Consider the following 15,655-nt stretch of genomic DNA (forward strand, 5'->3'; position numbering starts at 1 on the left):
TCCGTGGCAGTTGGAGTGCAAGCGATGCACCCGCGAGCGACCAGCGGGAGCGAGCGGCCTTTTTGGTCCAGATTTTTGCAGTGGTTCGAGTGAGCGACGCGATCGAGAACCACCTGTAAAAAGGTGGGAACACAACCCTTTTCGACGCCCGGCAGTAGGTACTGACATGGACGAAGCCGCCGTTCGCGACCGCCTCCGGACGGTCGAGGATCCGGAACTCGGCGACGATATCGTGTCGCTTGGACTGGTTAACGACATCACGGTCGACGGCGACGAGGTCGCGATCGATCTCGCACTCGGCGCTCCCTACTCCCCGAGCGAGAGCGACATCGCCGCCGAGGTACGCGAGACCCTGACCGCCGAGGACCTCGAGCCGGACCTGACCGCCAGCGTCCCGGACCGTGACGACCTCACGAGCGAGGACCAGGTGCTGCCGAACGTCAAAAACGTCATCGCCGTCGCCTCCGGGAAAGGTGGCGTCGGCAAGTCGACCGTCGCGGTCAACCTCGCGGCCGGACTCTCGCAACTCGGCGCTCGAGTTGGCCTCTTCGACGCCGACGTCTACGGACCGAACGTGCCGCGGATGGTCGACGCCGACGAGCCGCCGATGGCCACCGAGGACGAGACGCTGGTCCCGCCCGAGAAGTACGGCGTGAAGCTGATGAGCATGGCATTCCTGACCGGCGAGGACGACCCCGTCATCTGGCGCGGCCCGATGGTCCACAAGGTCATCACCCAACTCACGGAAGACGTCGAGTGGGGTCATCTGGACTACCTCGTCGTCGACCTCCCGCCGGGGACCGGCGACACCCAACTGACGATGCTCCAGACCATGCCCGTCACCGGCGCGGTCATCGTCACGACGCCCCAGGACGTCGCACTGGACGACGCCCGCAAGGGCCTCGAGATGTTCGCCAAACACGACACCGTCGTGTTGGGGATCGCCGAGAACATGTCGACGTTCGCTTGTCCCGATTGTGGCGGCGAACACGACATCTTCGGCTCCGGCGGCGGCGAGGACTTCGCTGAGGAACACGAACTGCCGTTCCTCGGTTCGATCCCGCTCGATCCGGCCGTCCGCGAGGGCGGCGACGGCGGCAAGCCGACGGTGCTGAAAGACGACGACACGACCAGCGACGCCCTCCGAACGATCACCGAGAACGTCGCCAACAACACCGGGATCGTCCACCGACAGGCCATCTCCCAGAGCCGGCGCAACGAGGCCGCCTCCCCCGACCGATGACCGACGGCAGTGAGGCGGACGACGCCGGGGCTGACGAGTTCGAGCCCGATCCCGAACGCGTAGACCGGTTGCGGGAGATCGCCGACGACGTCCGCGGCGAGACCAGCGAGAGCAAACAGCTCGCGAACATCCTCTACCGGACCAGCGACCTCTACGACGAGGACGAAGAGACCTCGCCCGAGGAGATCGTCCGCAACGTCAAGTTCATTCTCGAGGTCAACGACCGCGGCGGCCTCGGCCGCTGAGCGGACAGCGGCGATCGCGGCCGGTCGCTCGGCGCGGCGCTTTTGTCGATCCGCCTCGAGAAGCCACTGTGGACGCGAATCAACGGTCTCGATCGAACCCCTACGGCATGGACGATGACTGCCGGAACTGTCCGGCGCTCTGTGAGACGCGCGAGCGGGTCGTCCACGGCTACGGCGACGTGGCCGCGGACTTCCTGTTCGTCGGCGAGCGGCCGACCACACGGGCCGACGAGGTCGGCGTCCCCTTCGCCGGCGCGGGCGGGAGCGCCGGCGACGGTGGGCTCCGACGGATGCTCGAGCGACTCGGCCTCTGTGCCGTCGACTCGCCGGCCGACGCGCCCGCCCTCGAGAACGTCTACGTGACGCATCTCACGCGCTGTCGCGACCCCGACCGCCGACCGACCGACGCGGAGATCGACACCTGCGAGCCGTATCTCAGCGCGGAGATCCGGATGATAAACCCCGAGATCCTGATTCCGGTCGGCGAGCGCACGCTCTCGGAACTCGGCCGCGAGTACACCACGACGCCCGCGGCGGACCTCGGGTTCCCGGACGATCACGCGCGGCGCATCCGGGGCCGCGGCTTCGAACTCGTCCCGATGATCGACCCGCGCGAGCAGACCGCCGAGCAGACACAGGACTGGCTCGAGGCGTTCGTCGAGCTGATGGCGTCGGACTATCGGCAGACGAAGGGGCGACAGGAACGGTAAGGACCAGCGGCGCTCGAGCGGCGCTACCAGTAGGGGTTCTCGCGCCAGCGGCCCGAGCCGATGCCGGAGGCGATCAGCGCGCCGACGGCGACGACGGCGACGGCGAGGACGCCCATCGACGGCGCGAAGTACTCGCCGGGCGAGTCGATCAGATAGCCGGTTCCGAACCCGTACAGACCGAAGACCGCCAGCGCGGCGATGACGGCCGTCGCGACCAGTCCAGCGATCGAACGTTCGTCCATACCGACTCGCACGCACTCCCCCACTATAATTCGTGGTCTTTCGACGCCGGTACCCACCCTCGGGAAGCGCCGCGTTCAAGGACCGCGCCCGCGGAGTACCGGCCATGATCGTCGTCGTTCCGGTCGACCCGCCGCGGGACGGGCTCGTCCTGTCCGCGCTCGCCGACCAGTCGCCACTGACCGACTCCGAGGCCACGGCCCTCTACGAAGCCGCCGTCGCCGACGTCTGCCGGGCCGTCGCCTCGAGCGGGGGCGACCTCCTAGTCAACTACCGCGACGCCGAGACCCTGCCCGAGACCCACGCCGACGGCGATCCGGAGGCCGAGGTCCGGACGCTGGTCATCGAGGCCCTCGGCGAGGACGCCGAGGCCCGGTTCGAGCGACAGGTCGGCTCGAGCCGCTCGGCTCGCGTCGGCAACACGGTCACCCACCTGCTCGAGCAGGAGGGAGCCCAGAGCGTCGGCGTCCTCGAGCCGACGGCACCGCTGGTCAACCGGACGGAAATCGACGGCGCGGCGATGTCGCTGCGCCGGGACGACGTCGTCCTGGGCCCTTCGACCGGCGGCAGCGTCTACTTCGCGGGCTTTTCCGAGCCGATCGACTTCACCGACGCCGACGCCACGCCCGCACTGTCGACGCTCGCCCGACGGGGGGCCGACGCCGGTCTCGGCGTCGGGTTCGCACCGATGCTGCCGACGATCCGGACGCCGGCCGGACTCCGTGAGACCATCGCCGGCCTCGAGGCACGACGCGCGGCCGGGCGGTCCGGTGCCGAGGCGACTGCGGCGCTCGTGGGCGAACTGGGGCTTCGGGTCGGCGAGGACGGGACGCTCGAGCGCGCGTAGACCGACAACCCTTTTTGAGCGTGTGCGGAAGCGATAGGTGAGGTGGGGTGGCAGAGCGGCCCAACGCGCCTGCCTTGAGAGCAGGTGGCTGTCAAGCCTCATGGGTTCAAATCCCATCCCCACCGTCTTCTCACGAGTACTATACGACGAGCGCAGCGAGGAGTATCGCGAGTGAGAAGACGACACGTTGGGATTTGAATCAGACCGAGGTTCTGCGAGCGTAGCGAGCAGGTTCTCGGGCGTGGTTCAAATCCCATCCCCACCGTCTTCTCACGAGAACGAGACGACGAGCGAAGTCGTTCGAAACGGCTTCGCCGTTTCGTGATGACGAAAGACGCCCAGCGTCTTTCGAACCACGAGGAGTCTCTCGAGCGGAAAACGAAACGGTGAGGTTTGAATCAGCGAGTGAAACGACCGCGCTCGGGTGTTGGTTTTGCGATCTCAGACTTCGTTCGGCGAGCGTATCGGTACATCGACTCAGGAGCGCGTTTCCTTCTCAAATTCTCGCTTCAAATACCGAGCGAGGTGGTCGGCAAACAGTTCGACGCCGGCTTCCGAGAAATCGATGTGTAGGTCTTCGGGTATCGAATCGGCAACCTCTTTCGCCGTCTTTTCCGCGACTGGTTTGATGTTTTGTTCCTGAATACTCCAGTATCCCAGGAACAGAACGATGGCACTCGCTTCCGTTTCGGTCGCTGCCTCCAACTCGAAGTCGAGTATCTTCTTCGGCCCAGTTGGATCGTTCTGGTAGAGTTGAAACTGCAGCCCGTTCGTTAGCACGCCGAACTTAGCACCGGTGTCGTTGATGTATCCGTTCAGCTGATCGAGATGGTCCGCTAACGTTCGCTCTGGTCCTTTGAACTCGTATACGACCGTCTTCGTATCTCGGATCGTATTCCCCTTTCCGGACGTGATGTAGTCGACGTAGCCACTCGGAACCGCGTATTCGCTCCGGAGGTCCGTCCCGACCCGCTCGTACCCTAACAGTTGGAAGTATCCCTCGTTGAGAAAGACCATCTGGACTTCGTCCTCCGAAAAATCACGTGAGACGATCTCTCCGATATCGTTCAACACGTCGGTAAATTCGGAGGTCTCGAGCAAGAATTCGGGGTCGGTCTCCATACCGCGTCTATTCTAGTACTCGAGAAGAGCGTTTCGAAAGAAAGGCCGTCCCGAGAGCCACTCTCGAGGCAGTCCTCGAGATACTAGCGGAGTCATAGCCCACCCGGATCTCCGTACGGAGGCGTCGTCCGGTTGCTCGAGAACAGATGCGGCGAAGAAATCAGCGACGGTCGGGTCGCGACGCAGCACCGCCGGGCTCGAGGGCCTATTCGTAGGACAGCTCGAGATCGAGCGTGCGCTCGAGGAGGTCCTCGTCGTAGTACTCCTCGGTCTGGCCGGGTCGCATCTCGTGGATCGCGCGGACCTGCTGGACCGTGTTACGGAAGTTCTTGAACGTGGCCTCGTCGACCATCTGGCCGTCGAGGGTGACCGCGCCGGTCCCCTCGGCCTTGGCCGCGTTGAAGCGCTCGATCTTGCTCACGTCGCGCTCGAGTTCCTCGGGCGTGGGCATGTGGACGGTGTTTGCCTGCAGGGTCTGTTTGGGATAGAGCGACCAGGAGCCGTCGAGCCCGAGCTGGGCCTCGTGTTCGACCTGATCCGCGTAGTCGTCGGCGTTGTAGAACGTCAGGCCGGCCCGTTCCTTGAACAGGTCGTCGAAGGGGCCGCCGATCGAGACGAGGCCGGCGGCGCTGGCCTCGTTCGAGAGCGCCTCGAGCAGGCCGTCCCAGCGAGGCATGCCGTCGCCGAGGTCACGGCCGCCGAGTTCGGCGGCGTAGTCGACGGGACCGAAGACCAGTCCAGTGAGCCGGGAGTCCTCGCCGAACTTGGCGATCTCACGCAGATCCGAGCGGGCGCGGCCGGTCTCGATGATGATCGAGAGGCCGATGGAGCCGTCCTCGTAGCCGTACTCGGACTCGGCCTCGGCGACGACCTCGGCGGCGCGCTCGACGTCCTCGAGGCGGCCGACCTTGGGGACGACGACGCCGTCGATCTCGTCGCCGATCTCGGCGACGAGCTGGTCGATCTGGTCGCGGCCCTTCTCGCGGTACTCCGCGTCCTCGTAGCTCCACTCGACGCGGGGCCAGATCTCGCCGGGGAAGTCGTACTCGGGAACCTTCTCGATGGTGTTCTCGAGCCCTTCGGCTTTCATGTTCGGCGCGGTGCCGTCCTCCATGTCGGGGACGAGCCAGTCTGGTGCCTGGAAGCCCTCGGCCTCGAGCGCGGAGACGAGGTACTTCGCGGAGTCGTCTTTTGGAACGGCGGCCGGTGCAGTCTGGAACGTACGGCAGAGTCGGATGTCGTCAGTCATGTGTTCGTATCTGAGTTCGTGATTGTCCGCGGTCGTTTGTGATAATCGATCGTGTTAGTTAGAACGCTTTCGGATCTCGGCCGTCCGCGTCCCCGAGTAGACGGGTTCGTCGTTCTGGTTGAACGCGATGTGCTGGAACCGGACGGTGCCGGCCGCGTCGCTCGAGGCGTCGTCCTCGGCCTCAAGGACGCGGGTGAAGGCGTAGACGGTGTCGCCGACGGCGACGAACGTGTGGAAGGATTCGTCGTCGAAGCCGACCTCGCGCCACGTTTGCTCGTCCGAGCGAGCATGGCCGAGTGCCGTCGACCGGGTCACGTCGCCGTAGGTGACGATGTTGCCCGACGGCGAGTCGGACATGACGTCGACGTTGTGGTGCTGTTTGGCGGTGTTGAGCGTCGACAGCGGCAGCGAGGCGACGGTCACGTCGTCCTGCGTGCGACCGCGCTCGTGGCGGTAGGCGACGGCGGCGTTCTCGTCGTCGGCGTCCTCGAGGGCCGCGACGAAGTCCTCGAAGTAGCCCCCTTCGGGTGCGATGAACTCGTCGGGGAGTGTGGGTTCGTCCTCGTCTTCGGCGGCCGCAGCGCCGCTCCCGTCCGTGGCCATCGGCTCGCGGCGCGGGATCATGTTCGTCCGCTCGTAGGAACAGAGGACGTCACCGGTCTCGGCGTCGGTGCCGCGGGTGCGCCAGGAGACGATGCCGTACTCCGGTCGGGAACTCGAGGTCGCCGTGTTGACGACCTCGCTCTCGACGTGGAGTTCGGTGCCCGTGTAGACGGGTGCCTCGGGGAATCGAACGTCGGTCCGCCCGAGGAAGTAGCCGCCCTTCTCACTGAGGTCTTCGACGGTGATCCCCAGCGTCGCGGCGGTCAGATAGTCCGGGTGGACCGGCGGTTCGTCGAAACCACGCGCCGCGGCGGCGTCGCTACGCCAGTAGGCGGGGTCGTGGTTCAGGGTCTGGCTCATCCACTGTTCGTTGCCGAACTGGGTGAGCGTGAGGCCGGGGTCGTGTTCGATGATATCGCCCTCCTCGAAGTCCTCGAAGCAGTTGCCTTTCTCCTTGGTCTCGACTTCCTCGAGCGCCTGTGCGAACGTGTCCGGATCTGTCCAGTCAGTCATCTGCAGTCACCTCGTCAGTGTCGGTCGCTAACTGTTCGCGTTCCCGGCGGGCGATCGTCCGTCGCATCTCGTTCTCGACGATCATGTAGCCCTCGTCGAAGCCCATGCCGGGCTTTGCCAGCACCTGCGCGGCGTTGGTCGCGAGCGCGACGTGGGCGCAGGCCCGCGCGGAGGTCTCGGTCTCGTTGCAGGTCCCGCCGAGGTAGGCGCGGGTGTCGGTCCCCTCGCAGTAGCGGACCGCTTGCCCGCTGCGGTGGATGCCCCCGAGATCGGGGGTCTTGACCTGCACGAGGTCGGCGGCCCCCGAATCGACGAACGCCTGCACGTCCTCGAAGGTGTTACACCACTCGTCGGCGACGATGTCGACGTCGACACCGGCATCGGCAAGTCCCTCGCGAAGTTCGACCATCGCATCGATCTGGTCGGCACGGTTGCCGACGTCCATCGGCCCCTCGATCTGGATCGGGTAGGGGGCTGCGGCTGCCTCGAGGTCGGCGAAGTAGTCGACGACCTCGTCGCGGTCGTAGGGCGCGCCGAAGATCTCGCCGATCATCCCGTAGACGTCGATGTGGAAGCGGGGGTCGTAGCCCTCCGGCCCGAGTTCCTGGGAGCGTTCGACCAGCCACTCGACGTACTCGAGCAGCACTTCGCCGTTCTCGCCGATCTTCTCGACGCTGTTGATCAGCGCGTGGGGCAGGACCGGGACGCCCTTGACGAACATCTTTTCCGTATTATTGTAGCGGTCGTCACCGGACTGCCCGAAGACGGGGACCGGCTCCGTGGCGGGCTCGGTGCCCAGCGCGTCGGCTATCACGTCCGTCTTCGTGGTGTTTTCGGCCTCGGCTGCGGCGGCGAGTAAGGCCTGCGAGACGCCGTAGCGGATCGCGGTGTGGAGTCGGTCGCCCTCGACCTCCAACTGCTCGAGGGACTCGGCGTTGTCGAGGAAGTGGGTCGCGTCCCGGCCTTCGAGTGCGTCGGCGACGGGGCCCTCGATGACGGGGGCGTACTCGTCGGCTTTGAACAGCGGGTCGCGCCCGCCGGCACCGGAGTACTGGACCGCGGCACAGTCGCCCCGGACAACGGTCTCGTCGGCGAGTTCGATGTCGACGATGATCGACTCGCCGGCCTGGCGAATCTCGTCGAAGCCGTCGGTAACGGGCTCGCCCTCGTAGGTGAACCCGTCGTGTTCGGCACCTTGCTTGATCGCGCGCTGATCGTCGAAGAAGAACCCGGAGTAGCCGGGCGTGGCGTGAATTCCTGTAATCTCCATTTAGACGTCACCCTGTGGCTGTGACTGCGGTCGGCCGATGAGCTTTCCGTCGCTGATCGCGTCGACGTCGTCCGCGACCATGCGGAACGACTGATCGCGGCCCTCGGTGTCGGCACGTCGGGAGAGTCGGGCCTTGTGAATCTCCTTGATGTCCTCGTCCATCTCGAGGTCGGCCCACTCGAAGATGCGGACGCGACCGTCGTCGTCGCGTGCGGGGAGGACGGCTCCTTTCGCGCTGTCGCTGGGTGCGAACGGCACGTCGAGTGCGCCCGAGTCGAAGGCCTTGAGCGTCCCCTGAACGACGTCGCCGTCGCCGTGTTCGAAGATGGTGTCCATCAGACAGCGGGTCTCGCGCTCGATGAGGTCCTGTTCCTCTTCGATGCCGTCGATGTCGATTTTCTGCTCGATGGCCATGTCGATGACCTGCCGCGTGGTGCGCAGGCCGGCCGAGTTGGCCTCCTTGGTCGGGACGCCCTGGAACTCCTGTGGGGACTTGGTGATGACCTTGTCGGGCTGGGCGATGGCGGCGGTCATGCCGCCGAGGCTGATCACGCCGTTGGCGCGGGCCTCGTCCGGCGGGAAGCCGCCCATCCACTCGTGGAAGACCGTCGTGACGACGACCTCGTCGGGCAGATACTCGTTGCCCAGCTTCTTCAAGGCGTTCAGGGCGGCAACGTCCTGCACGACATTGCCGACCTGCCCGTAGCCGAGGGTAATCGAGCGCACGCCCTGCGTGGCGGCGAGTTTCCCCTCGACCAGCATGACTGCGATCGCGATCGACGGCGGGACCAGGGTCCCCGTCAGGGGGCCGAACGGCTCGCGGTTGATCCGCACGCCCCGTTCGGTGTAGGCTCCCGCGAGTCGATCGACGAACTGCCACTTCTCGATGGTCTCCTCGAGCCCGTGGCGCTTCGTGTACGGAATGTTGTAGGAGATCGGGCCGCCCTCGAAGCTCTGGAAGCCGCCGGCGAAGGTGATCGCCGCCAGCAGGCGGGCGTCGGGCGTCCCGTGGCGCACCTCGATCGGCGCGTCGACCGCGTCGATCAGCTGTCGACAGCCGTCGACGCCGTGATTGACGGCGGGGAACCCGTTGAGCGTGTCGTCGCCCGTCTCGAGGGCCTTGTCCAGCCCCTGTTGGGCCTTCTCGTACTCGTTGTCCCGGGTGTAGGAGTCGATCGTGGTCGGCAGGAGATCCGCCTGTCCCTCCTCGTGGAGGTATCGCAGGAGTTCGATCTGATCGTCGAGCCGGGGGACGCCGGCCCGGGGCTGCAGAAGGGGCTTGTCGGCCGACTCGAGGACGTCGGCGAATCGCTTGTGGTCGGGCAGCGATTCGTGGTACTCGATGGCCTCCTCGAAGTCGACGTCTTCGCCCGTCGGCCAGTTAGATCGAATTTCCTCGTCGATACGCCGTAGCTCGTCGGACGGAATACGTTCGTCTCGTATCATCTAGGAACTAATAGTAGCGCGTTCCGACTCCGTCGGTGTGATCTGGAGGTCTTCGCGCAGCGCGGCAATCGCGTCCTCGGGATCGGTTTCCGAATCGAAGACGCGGTCGAAACCGAGTTCGCGGAAGGTCCGACGGGTTTCCTCGAACTCGTCTTGCCCGACGGCGAGGTTGCCGCCGATGTAGGTGACCGCGTCGACGCCCGCGTCCTCGAGAACGCCTTGGAATCCCTGACAGTCCTGCTCGGCGTGTCCGTAGAGCGAGGAGACGAGTACAGCGCTGGCGTCGTGGGCTTTAGCGGCCTCGGCGAACTCCTCCTGGGAGGTCTGGACACCGAGGTTCACGACATCGAAGCCGGCTGCGCTGAAGGCTTGCTCTAGGATTGTGATGCCAACGACGTGGGCATCGGAGCCGATCACGCCGAGGACGACCGTTTGGGACATCGTACTCGGACTCATGAGCGACCGGGGTATAAACCTAATGATCTTCCATGATAATACTCCTTAAAGATCCTAAGACCGTCTCAATGGGTGATGTTCACTCAGCCCTCGGTATCTGCCACCAACTACATGATCGATGGTAAGGGTTTTGGTACTGGTTTGGCAAGGGGGCGTACAGACATGGGCGCACTCTCGAACCTTCGCGTGCTGGATCTGACCCAGGTGCTGGCTGGGCCGTACTGCACGATGTTGCTCGCGGACATGGGCGCGGACGTGGTCAAGATCGAGCGGCCGGGCGGGGACATGATCCGGTCGAACCCGCCGTTCGTCAACGACCCCGACGAGGAAGCCTACGGGGGCTACTTCCAGAGCGTCAACCGCGGCAAGAAGAGCATCGAGCTGAACTTAGGCGACGAAGAAGATCGTGCGGACTTCCTCTCGCTGGTCGAAGAGGCCGACATCGTCGTCGAGAACTACCGCTCCGGGACGATGGAGAAGTACGATCTGGGCTACGAAACGCTTACGGAGTACAACGAGGACATCATCTACTCCTCGATTCGGGGCTTCGGCGACCCGCGGACCGGCGAAACCCACCGCCAGGGCCAGCCCTCCTTCGACCTCATCGCACAGGCGCTTGGCGGCGTCATGGAAACGACCGGCCAGCCCGACGGTCCACCGACCAAGACCGGCCCCGGCGTCGGCGACCTCTTTACCGCGACGCTGAACTGCATCGGCATTCTCGCCGCCGTGAACCACCGCGAACAGACCGGCGAGGGCCAGTACGTCGACACCGCGATGTACGACTCGATGCTCAGCTTCACCGAACGCGCCATCTACCAGCAGTCCTACACCGGCGAGGCCCCGACCCGACGGGGCAACTCCCACCCCACGCTCTTTCCCTACAACGCCTTCGAGACCGACGACGGCTACGCCGTCATCGCCGCGTTCAACAACAATCACTGGGCCGAACTCTGTGACATCATGGGTCGCGAGGACCTCGCCGAGGAGTATCCCACGACCGCCGAACGCCTCGAGAGCCGCGATCACCTCCGCGGCGAGATCTCGGAGTGGGCACTCGAGCAGACCAACGACGAACTCGTCGGCCAGCTCGAGGGGCGGGTCCCGGCCGCGCCCGTCCAGACCACCGAGGAGATCTTCGCGGACGACCACGTCCACGCACGCGACATGCTCGTGCCCGTCGAACAGCCCGGTGCAGACACCGACGTCGAGATCGCGGGCAATCCGATCAAGATGAGCGAGACCGAGCCCGAGCCCCGCGGTCGCGCGCCGCTGCTTGACGAACACCGCGAGGAAGTGCTGGGCGAGCAGGCAGAAGAGACGGCCGACGACTGAACTCGATTGGCCAGGACTTCGAGGCGTTTTGCGACTGGCTCGACCGGGCCGCGTAATCGTTTGACACCGTCCAGCGGACTCCCGAATCTTACTCGTTAACGGCCTCTGCTACCAGTACTTTCTTAGGGTGACAATTCAAGTGTCGCGTATCATGAGTCAGGCGACGCTGTCGGACCGCCCGTACACGAACTCGAATCTCTTCTCCGGCTACTATCTCGACGAGCGGATCGAAGACCGCGAGGAGTGGGACTGCGACGCCGCCGCGAGCGAGGCCCTCAAGGAACTGCAGGACCTGTACGATCTCGAGTCTGGACTGGTCGACGGCTACAAGGAAGATCCGTTGATCGACAATTGGATCGACGAGGTCCTCGAGATCCTGGGCTTCGGGACGAACGTCGAAACGACGCTGCCCGAGGGCGGGGGCTACGTCGACGTGTTGCTGTTCGAGGACACCGAGGCGCGTCGCGACGCTGCGGAGGTCTACTTGAGTTCCGAGGACACGACCGATCTGTTCGACCGCGGGGTGGGGTTGGTCGAGGCCAAGCAGTGGGACGCTGACTTCACGACTCGCTTCAGCGATCAACGACCGTATCGCAACGCTTCCCACCAGATCAAACACTATCTCGAGCGGACGCCCGAGCGGATTCAGTGGGGGATCCTGACCAACGGCCGCAAGTGGCGACTCTACGGGACGAAGGATTACGAGACCCAGACCTACTACGAGATCGATCTGCCGGAACTGCTCGAGCGCGGCGACCTCGAGGCGTTCAAATACTTCTACCTGTTCTTCCGGCCGGCGGCGTTTCGCGAGTCGGGCGGGACCACCTTTCTCGATTCGGTCCGGTCGGAAAGCGAGACGGTCGCCCAGGAACTCGGGGAGGACCTGCAGGACAACGTCTTCACCGCCCTGCGGGTACTCGGCCGGGGCTTCGCCGAGACGAACGACCTCGCGATCGAGCCAGGAGACGACGACGGGCTCGCGGAGCTGAAAGAGCAGTCGCTGGTGTTGCTGTATCGGTTGATGTTCGTCCTCTATGCCGAATCGCGCGGGCTGATCCACCCCGAGGGTGGGGACGCCGTCGCGGAGTACGAGGAAAACTTTAGCCTCGACGAACTGCGCCTCGAGATCCACGAGGAGATCGGCGAGGTCGACGAGGGCTTTGCCGACGCCTACAGCGACCACTCGACGACGATGTGGAGCCGTCTCGAGGACCTGTTCCGGCTGATCGACGAGGGTGAGGAATCGCTGGGGATTCCGCCGTACAACGGCGGGCTGTTCAACCGGGACAAACACGAGTTCCTGGCCGACCACGAGGTCAGCAACCGCTATCTCGCGGAGGTCATCTACCGGATTTCGACGACGGAAAACGACGAGGGACGGTACGTGTTGGCCGACTACGCCGACCTCGACACGCGGCATCTGGGCAGCGTCTACGAGGGGCTGCTCGAGCATCAGTTCCGGATCGCCCCCGAGGCGTATGCCGCGGTCGCGGAAGACGGCGGGCAGGTCTGGAAGCCCGCGACAGAGGTCTCGGTCGCGGCGGCGGTCGAGACCGTCGACGAGGGCGGGCTCTACGTGGTCAACGACGAGGGCGAGCGCAAGGCCACGGGGGCCTACTACACGCCGGACTACGTGGTGACCTACATCGTCGAGGAGACGGTCGGGCCGCTGGTCGACGAGATCAAAGCCGACCTCGAGTCGCAGGGCTTCGAGCCCGGTACCCACGAGTATCTGGGGGCGTTCTACCGGCGGGTGACGGACCTGAAGCTGCTGGACCCGGCGATGGGCAGCGGTCACTTCCTCACGCGGGCGACGGAGTACCTCGCCCAGCAGGTCATGGAGGAGGTGCGCGAACTCGAGGAGGCGACGGCCTTCGACGAGCAGCGGGTGCGCCGGGACGTGGCCAAGGAGTGTATCTACGGCGTCGACCTGAACGGGATGGCCGTCGAACTCGCGAAGCTCTCGATGTGGCTCGAGACGCTCGCGGCGGACCAACCGCTTGCCTTCCTCGATCACCACCTCAAGGCGGGCAACTCGCTGGTCGGCTCGGACGTGACCGAGGTTCTCTCGAGCGAACACGCCGACGACGACGGGCAGTTGACCCTACAGCAGGCGCTGGCCCGCGTTCGCCAAGATACGCTCGAGCATGTCATGGAGCGCATGCAGGAGTTGCTCGAGATCGACAACGAGTCGCTCGAGGACGTCAAGTCGATGGAGGAGATCTACGACGAGGTGCGGGCCGACGCGTTCTACCAGCGGCTGTTCGAGGTGGCGAACGTCCACACGGCCGAGCGGTTCGATCTGGACGTGCCCGAGGGGGCCTACGAGCGGCTGGCGCGGGCGATCGACGACGACGAGGCGTGGGCCGAGATGCGCGAGGAGCCGTGGTTCCAGACGGCGCAGGCGATGAGCGAGGACGAGGCGTTCTTCCACTGGGAGTTGGAGTATCCCGAGGTGTTCTTCGACGATGATGGGGAGAAGCGGGCTGATGCTGGGTTCGATGCGGTGATCGGGAATCCGCCGTACGTACAAATCAAAGACAGTTCCGAGAATTACTTAAGAAATCAATACAAATCCACACAGTACAAGATTGATGCTTTTCATGCTTTCATTGAACAAGGCATAATTCATCTTTCTGAGGGTGGAAAGTTCGGATATATCGTCCCAAAGCCATGGCTTACATTAGAAAATACGGAGGGACTTAGAGACTATATTTTTGAAGAAACATGGATTAGACAGATCGTCCAGTTTAAAGAGCCAGTGTTTGATGATGCAACGGTTGACACAATAATACCTATCCTTACAAAATCTGGACATAGAGGGGCTACTAAGATAGTAAATGTGGAGAATGCTGGTAACGAATTGTTAGACAAATCGATTGTAGAGCGTGATAATCAATCGGAACTTAGAGAATCTGCTGGAAAGATAGAAATTAGGCAGTCAAAAGGAGAAGAGCGAATTATAGGGAAAATATCAGATAATTCAACAGATTTAAATAATATAGCTTCAGTTTCGATAGGAATCCAAGCATATGGGCAAGATGACCACACGGAAAACCAAATAAAGAATCGAGTTTTCCATTCTGACACAAAAGAGACTGAACGACACGTTCCACTTTTGTCTGGTGACAATATTCGGCGATATCGTATTAAAGATCTTGAAGAGACATGGATTGACTATGGTAATCATCTACACCGAGAACGAGAGTGGAAGTATTTTGAGGGAGAGCGCATATTTATCAGAGAAATAACTGGATCTGGGCGTTATAAAATACATTCCTCATTTGTCAACCGGGATGCAGTCTGTTACAAGACTGTACTTAGTGTTATTCCTGAAGAAAACGTGTCTGCGCAGTCGTTAGTTCCAGTAATCAATTCGTCAATTATGTCTTGGTATTTCATAAGAACGTCAAATAAGATTGTCACTGATAACTTCCCGCGAATCACGTTAAATGACGTTGAAGAGTTACCGATTCCAGATCTCGATAGATCCATAGAATCACTCACCATCGAACAGAATAATAGTGCAATTGATATTATCGATGGAAAAGGAGAAAACAGTGTGCGGGAATTGATGTCAGACATAAGTAATTCACACGCAGAGAATATCCAACTACGAGAGAATTTAAACCTAAATATAATTGACCATTTAGGTGTGTATGAGGATGGAGTACTGATTACAGATCTCGGATTTGCTCAACCTGCTGAAGGGGTATCAGATTCGATTCTCTCGAACACATCCGAGGACTACGAGAACCTCCGCATCGGCACTGTCGAAATCATCCGGAAATCCCCGATATCACTCGAGATCCACCTCACAGCCCGCTACAAACCGGACAACGAGGACGAGTACGAAACCGACCGCTGGGGCTACACCGAAACCGAGCCCCTGCCGGCCCTCGAGATTTCGGATCTCACCGAAACCGAGGCCGACCTGATCGAGGCCTTCGTCCCCGTGGCCGTCGACGAGGCCGGCGGCTTCGCGAACTTCCGCGAAACCGCCACCAAGACCAACTCGCCCGTCGATCGCCTCCGGAAGCTCACCCTCCCCGCCGTCGACGACGTTCGGGACGGCCTCGAGAGCTACCTCGAGACGAAAGCACGCGCGGAGGAACTCGAGGCAAAGATCGAGAAAACCGACGATCTGATCGATGAGATCGTCTACGAACTCTACGGGCTGACTGACGAGGAAATCGCAATCGTCGAAGAAGCCGTCGGCGAATAGTACCGCGAACGACCGGTAGCGCGGCGCTTTGCGCCGCGAGAAGACGAACGGGCGTGAGCCCGTGAGTCGGTAGAGATAGCCCAAAAACTATTGCGGAGACTGGCATAGCTTTGTCCATGAGCAACGATGATGAGGACCGCCGTGAACAGAA

General features: G+C 62.8%; 13 protein-coding genes and 1 tRNA gene. 7 read left to right on the forward strand and 7 right to left on the reverse strand.

Going from position 1 to position 15,655, the window contains the following annotated elements; translation table 11 throughout:
• The first annotated feature begins 166 nt into the window (after positions 1–166).
• The 3 genes from NATPE_RS12170 to NATPE_RS12180 all read left to right on the forward strand — a co-directional run bounded on the left by NATPE_RS12170 (position 167) and on the right by NATPE_RS12180 (position 2,198).
• On the forward strand, positions 167–1,243 hold the full coding sequence (locus NATPE_RS12170; protein ID WP_006181776.1) for an Mrp/NBP35 family ATP-binding protein: 1,077 nt from the start codon (positions 167–169) through the stop codon (positions 1,241–1,243).
• Positions 1,240–1,488: a hypothetical protein gene (locus tag NATPE_RS12175; protein ID WP_006181777.1), complete on the forward strand. Its 249-nt coding sequence runs from the start codon at positions 1,240–1,242 to the stop codon at positions 1,486–1,488. Before NATPE_RS12170 ends, NATPE_RS12175 begins: the two co-directional genes overlap by 4 nt.
• A 107-nt stretch (positions 1,489–1,595) precedes the next feature.
• A complete protein-coding gene (locus NATPE_RS12180) occupies positions 1,596–2,198 on the forward strand; it encodes a uracil-DNA glycosylase (protein WP_006181778.1) in 603 nt (200 codons plus the stop codon).
• A gap of 23 nt (positions 2,199–2,221) precedes the next feature.
• Here the strand turns inward: NATPE_RS12180 and NATPE_RS12185 are convergent, their stop codons facing one another.
• Positions 2,222–2,440, reverse strand: a complete 219-nt coding sequence (locus tag NATPE_RS12185) for a hypothetical protein (RefSeq protein ID WP_015299084.1) — start codon at positions 2,438–2,440, stop codon at positions 2,222–2,224.
• A gap of 104 nt (positions 2,441–2,544) precedes the next feature.
• Between NATPE_RS12185 and NATPE_RS12190 the strand changes: the two genes are divergently transcribed.
• Both NATPE_RS12190 and NATPE_RS12195 read left to right on the forward strand, forming a co-directional pair.
• Positions 2,545–3,285: a hypothetical protein gene (locus NATPE_RS12190; RefSeq protein WP_015299085.1), complete on the forward strand. Its 741-nt coding sequence runs from the start codon at positions 2,545–2,547 to the stop codon at positions 3,283–3,285.
• Positions 3,286–3,326: 41 nt separating this feature from the next.
• Positions 3,327–3,410: transfer RNA gene (locus NATPE_RS12195), tRNA-Ser, on the forward strand.
• Between the two features lie 352 nt (positions 3,411–3,762).
• On the opposite strand, the gene NATPE_RS12200 is transcribed toward NATPE_RS12195, so the two are convergent.
• The 6 genes from NATPE_RS12200 to glmS form a co-directional block, all read right to left on the reverse strand.
• On the reverse strand, positions 3,763–4,407 hold the full coding sequence (locus NATPE_RS12200) for a type I restriction enzyme HsdR N-terminal domain-containing protein (protein WP_006181781.1): 645 nt from the start codon (positions 4,405–4,407) through the stop codon (positions 3,763–3,765).
• A 205-nt stretch (positions 4,408–4,612) separates the two neighbouring features.
• Positions 4,613–5,656 carry an L-malyl-CoA/beta-methylmalyl-CoA lyase gene (gene citE / locus NATPE_RS12205; protein ID WP_006181782.1) on the reverse strand — a complete coding sequence of 348 codons (1,044 nt, stop codon included), beginning with the start codon at positions 5,654–5,656 and terminating at the stop codon, positions 4,613–4,615.
• 54 nt (positions 5,657–5,710) lie between these two features.
• Complete coding sequence (gene mch, locus NATPE_RS12210) at positions 5,711–6,772, reverse strand: 2-methylfumaryl-CoA hydratase (RefSeq protein ID WP_006181783.1); 1,062 nt, start codon at positions 6,770–6,772, stop codon at positions 5,711–5,713.
• On the reverse strand, positions 6,765–8,042 hold the full coding sequence (locus NATPE_RS12215) for a methylaspartate ammonia-lyase (protein ID WP_006181784.1): 1,278 nt from the start codon (positions 8,040–8,042) through the stop codon (positions 6,765–6,767). The genes mch and NATPE_RS12215 overlap by 8 nt, the downstream gene beginning before the upstream one ends.
• Complete coding sequence (locus NATPE_RS12220) at positions 8,043–9,488, reverse strand: methylaspartate mutase subunit E (RefSeq protein WP_006181785.1); 1,446 nt, start codon at positions 9,486–9,488, stop codon at positions 8,043–8,045.
• A complete protein-coding gene (glmS, locus tag NATPE_RS12225) occupies positions 9,489–9,944 on the reverse strand; it encodes a methylaspartate mutase subunit S (protein WP_006648954.1) in 456 nt (151 codons plus the stop codon).
• A 162-nt stretch (positions 9,945–10,106) separates the two neighbouring features.
• Between glmS and mct the strand changes: the two genes are divergently transcribed.
• Together mct and NATPE_RS12235 are read left to right on the forward strand one after the other, a co-directional pair.
• Positions 10,107–11,279, forward strand: coding sequence for a succinyl-CoA:mesaconate CoA-transferase (mct, locus tag NATPE_RS12230; RefSeq protein WP_006181787.1), 1,173 nt, complete (start codon positions 10,107–10,109; stop codon positions 11,277–11,279).
• A 151-nt stretch (positions 11,280–11,430) separates the two neighbouring features.
• Positions 11,431–15,504 (forward strand): Eco57I restriction-modification methylase domain-containing protein, encoded by a 4,074-nt coding sequence (locus NATPE_RS12235; RefSeq protein WP_006181788.1) that lies wholly within the window; start codon positions 11,431–11,433, stop codon positions 15,502–15,504.
• Positions 15,505–15,655 lie beyond the last annotated feature (151 nt).

Origin of the sequence: Natrinema pellirubrum DSM 15624 (genome assembly GCF_000230735.2) — an archaeon.
GTDB lineage: Archaea > Halobacteriota > Halobacteria > Halobacteriales > Natrialbaceae > Natrinema > Natrinema pellirubrum.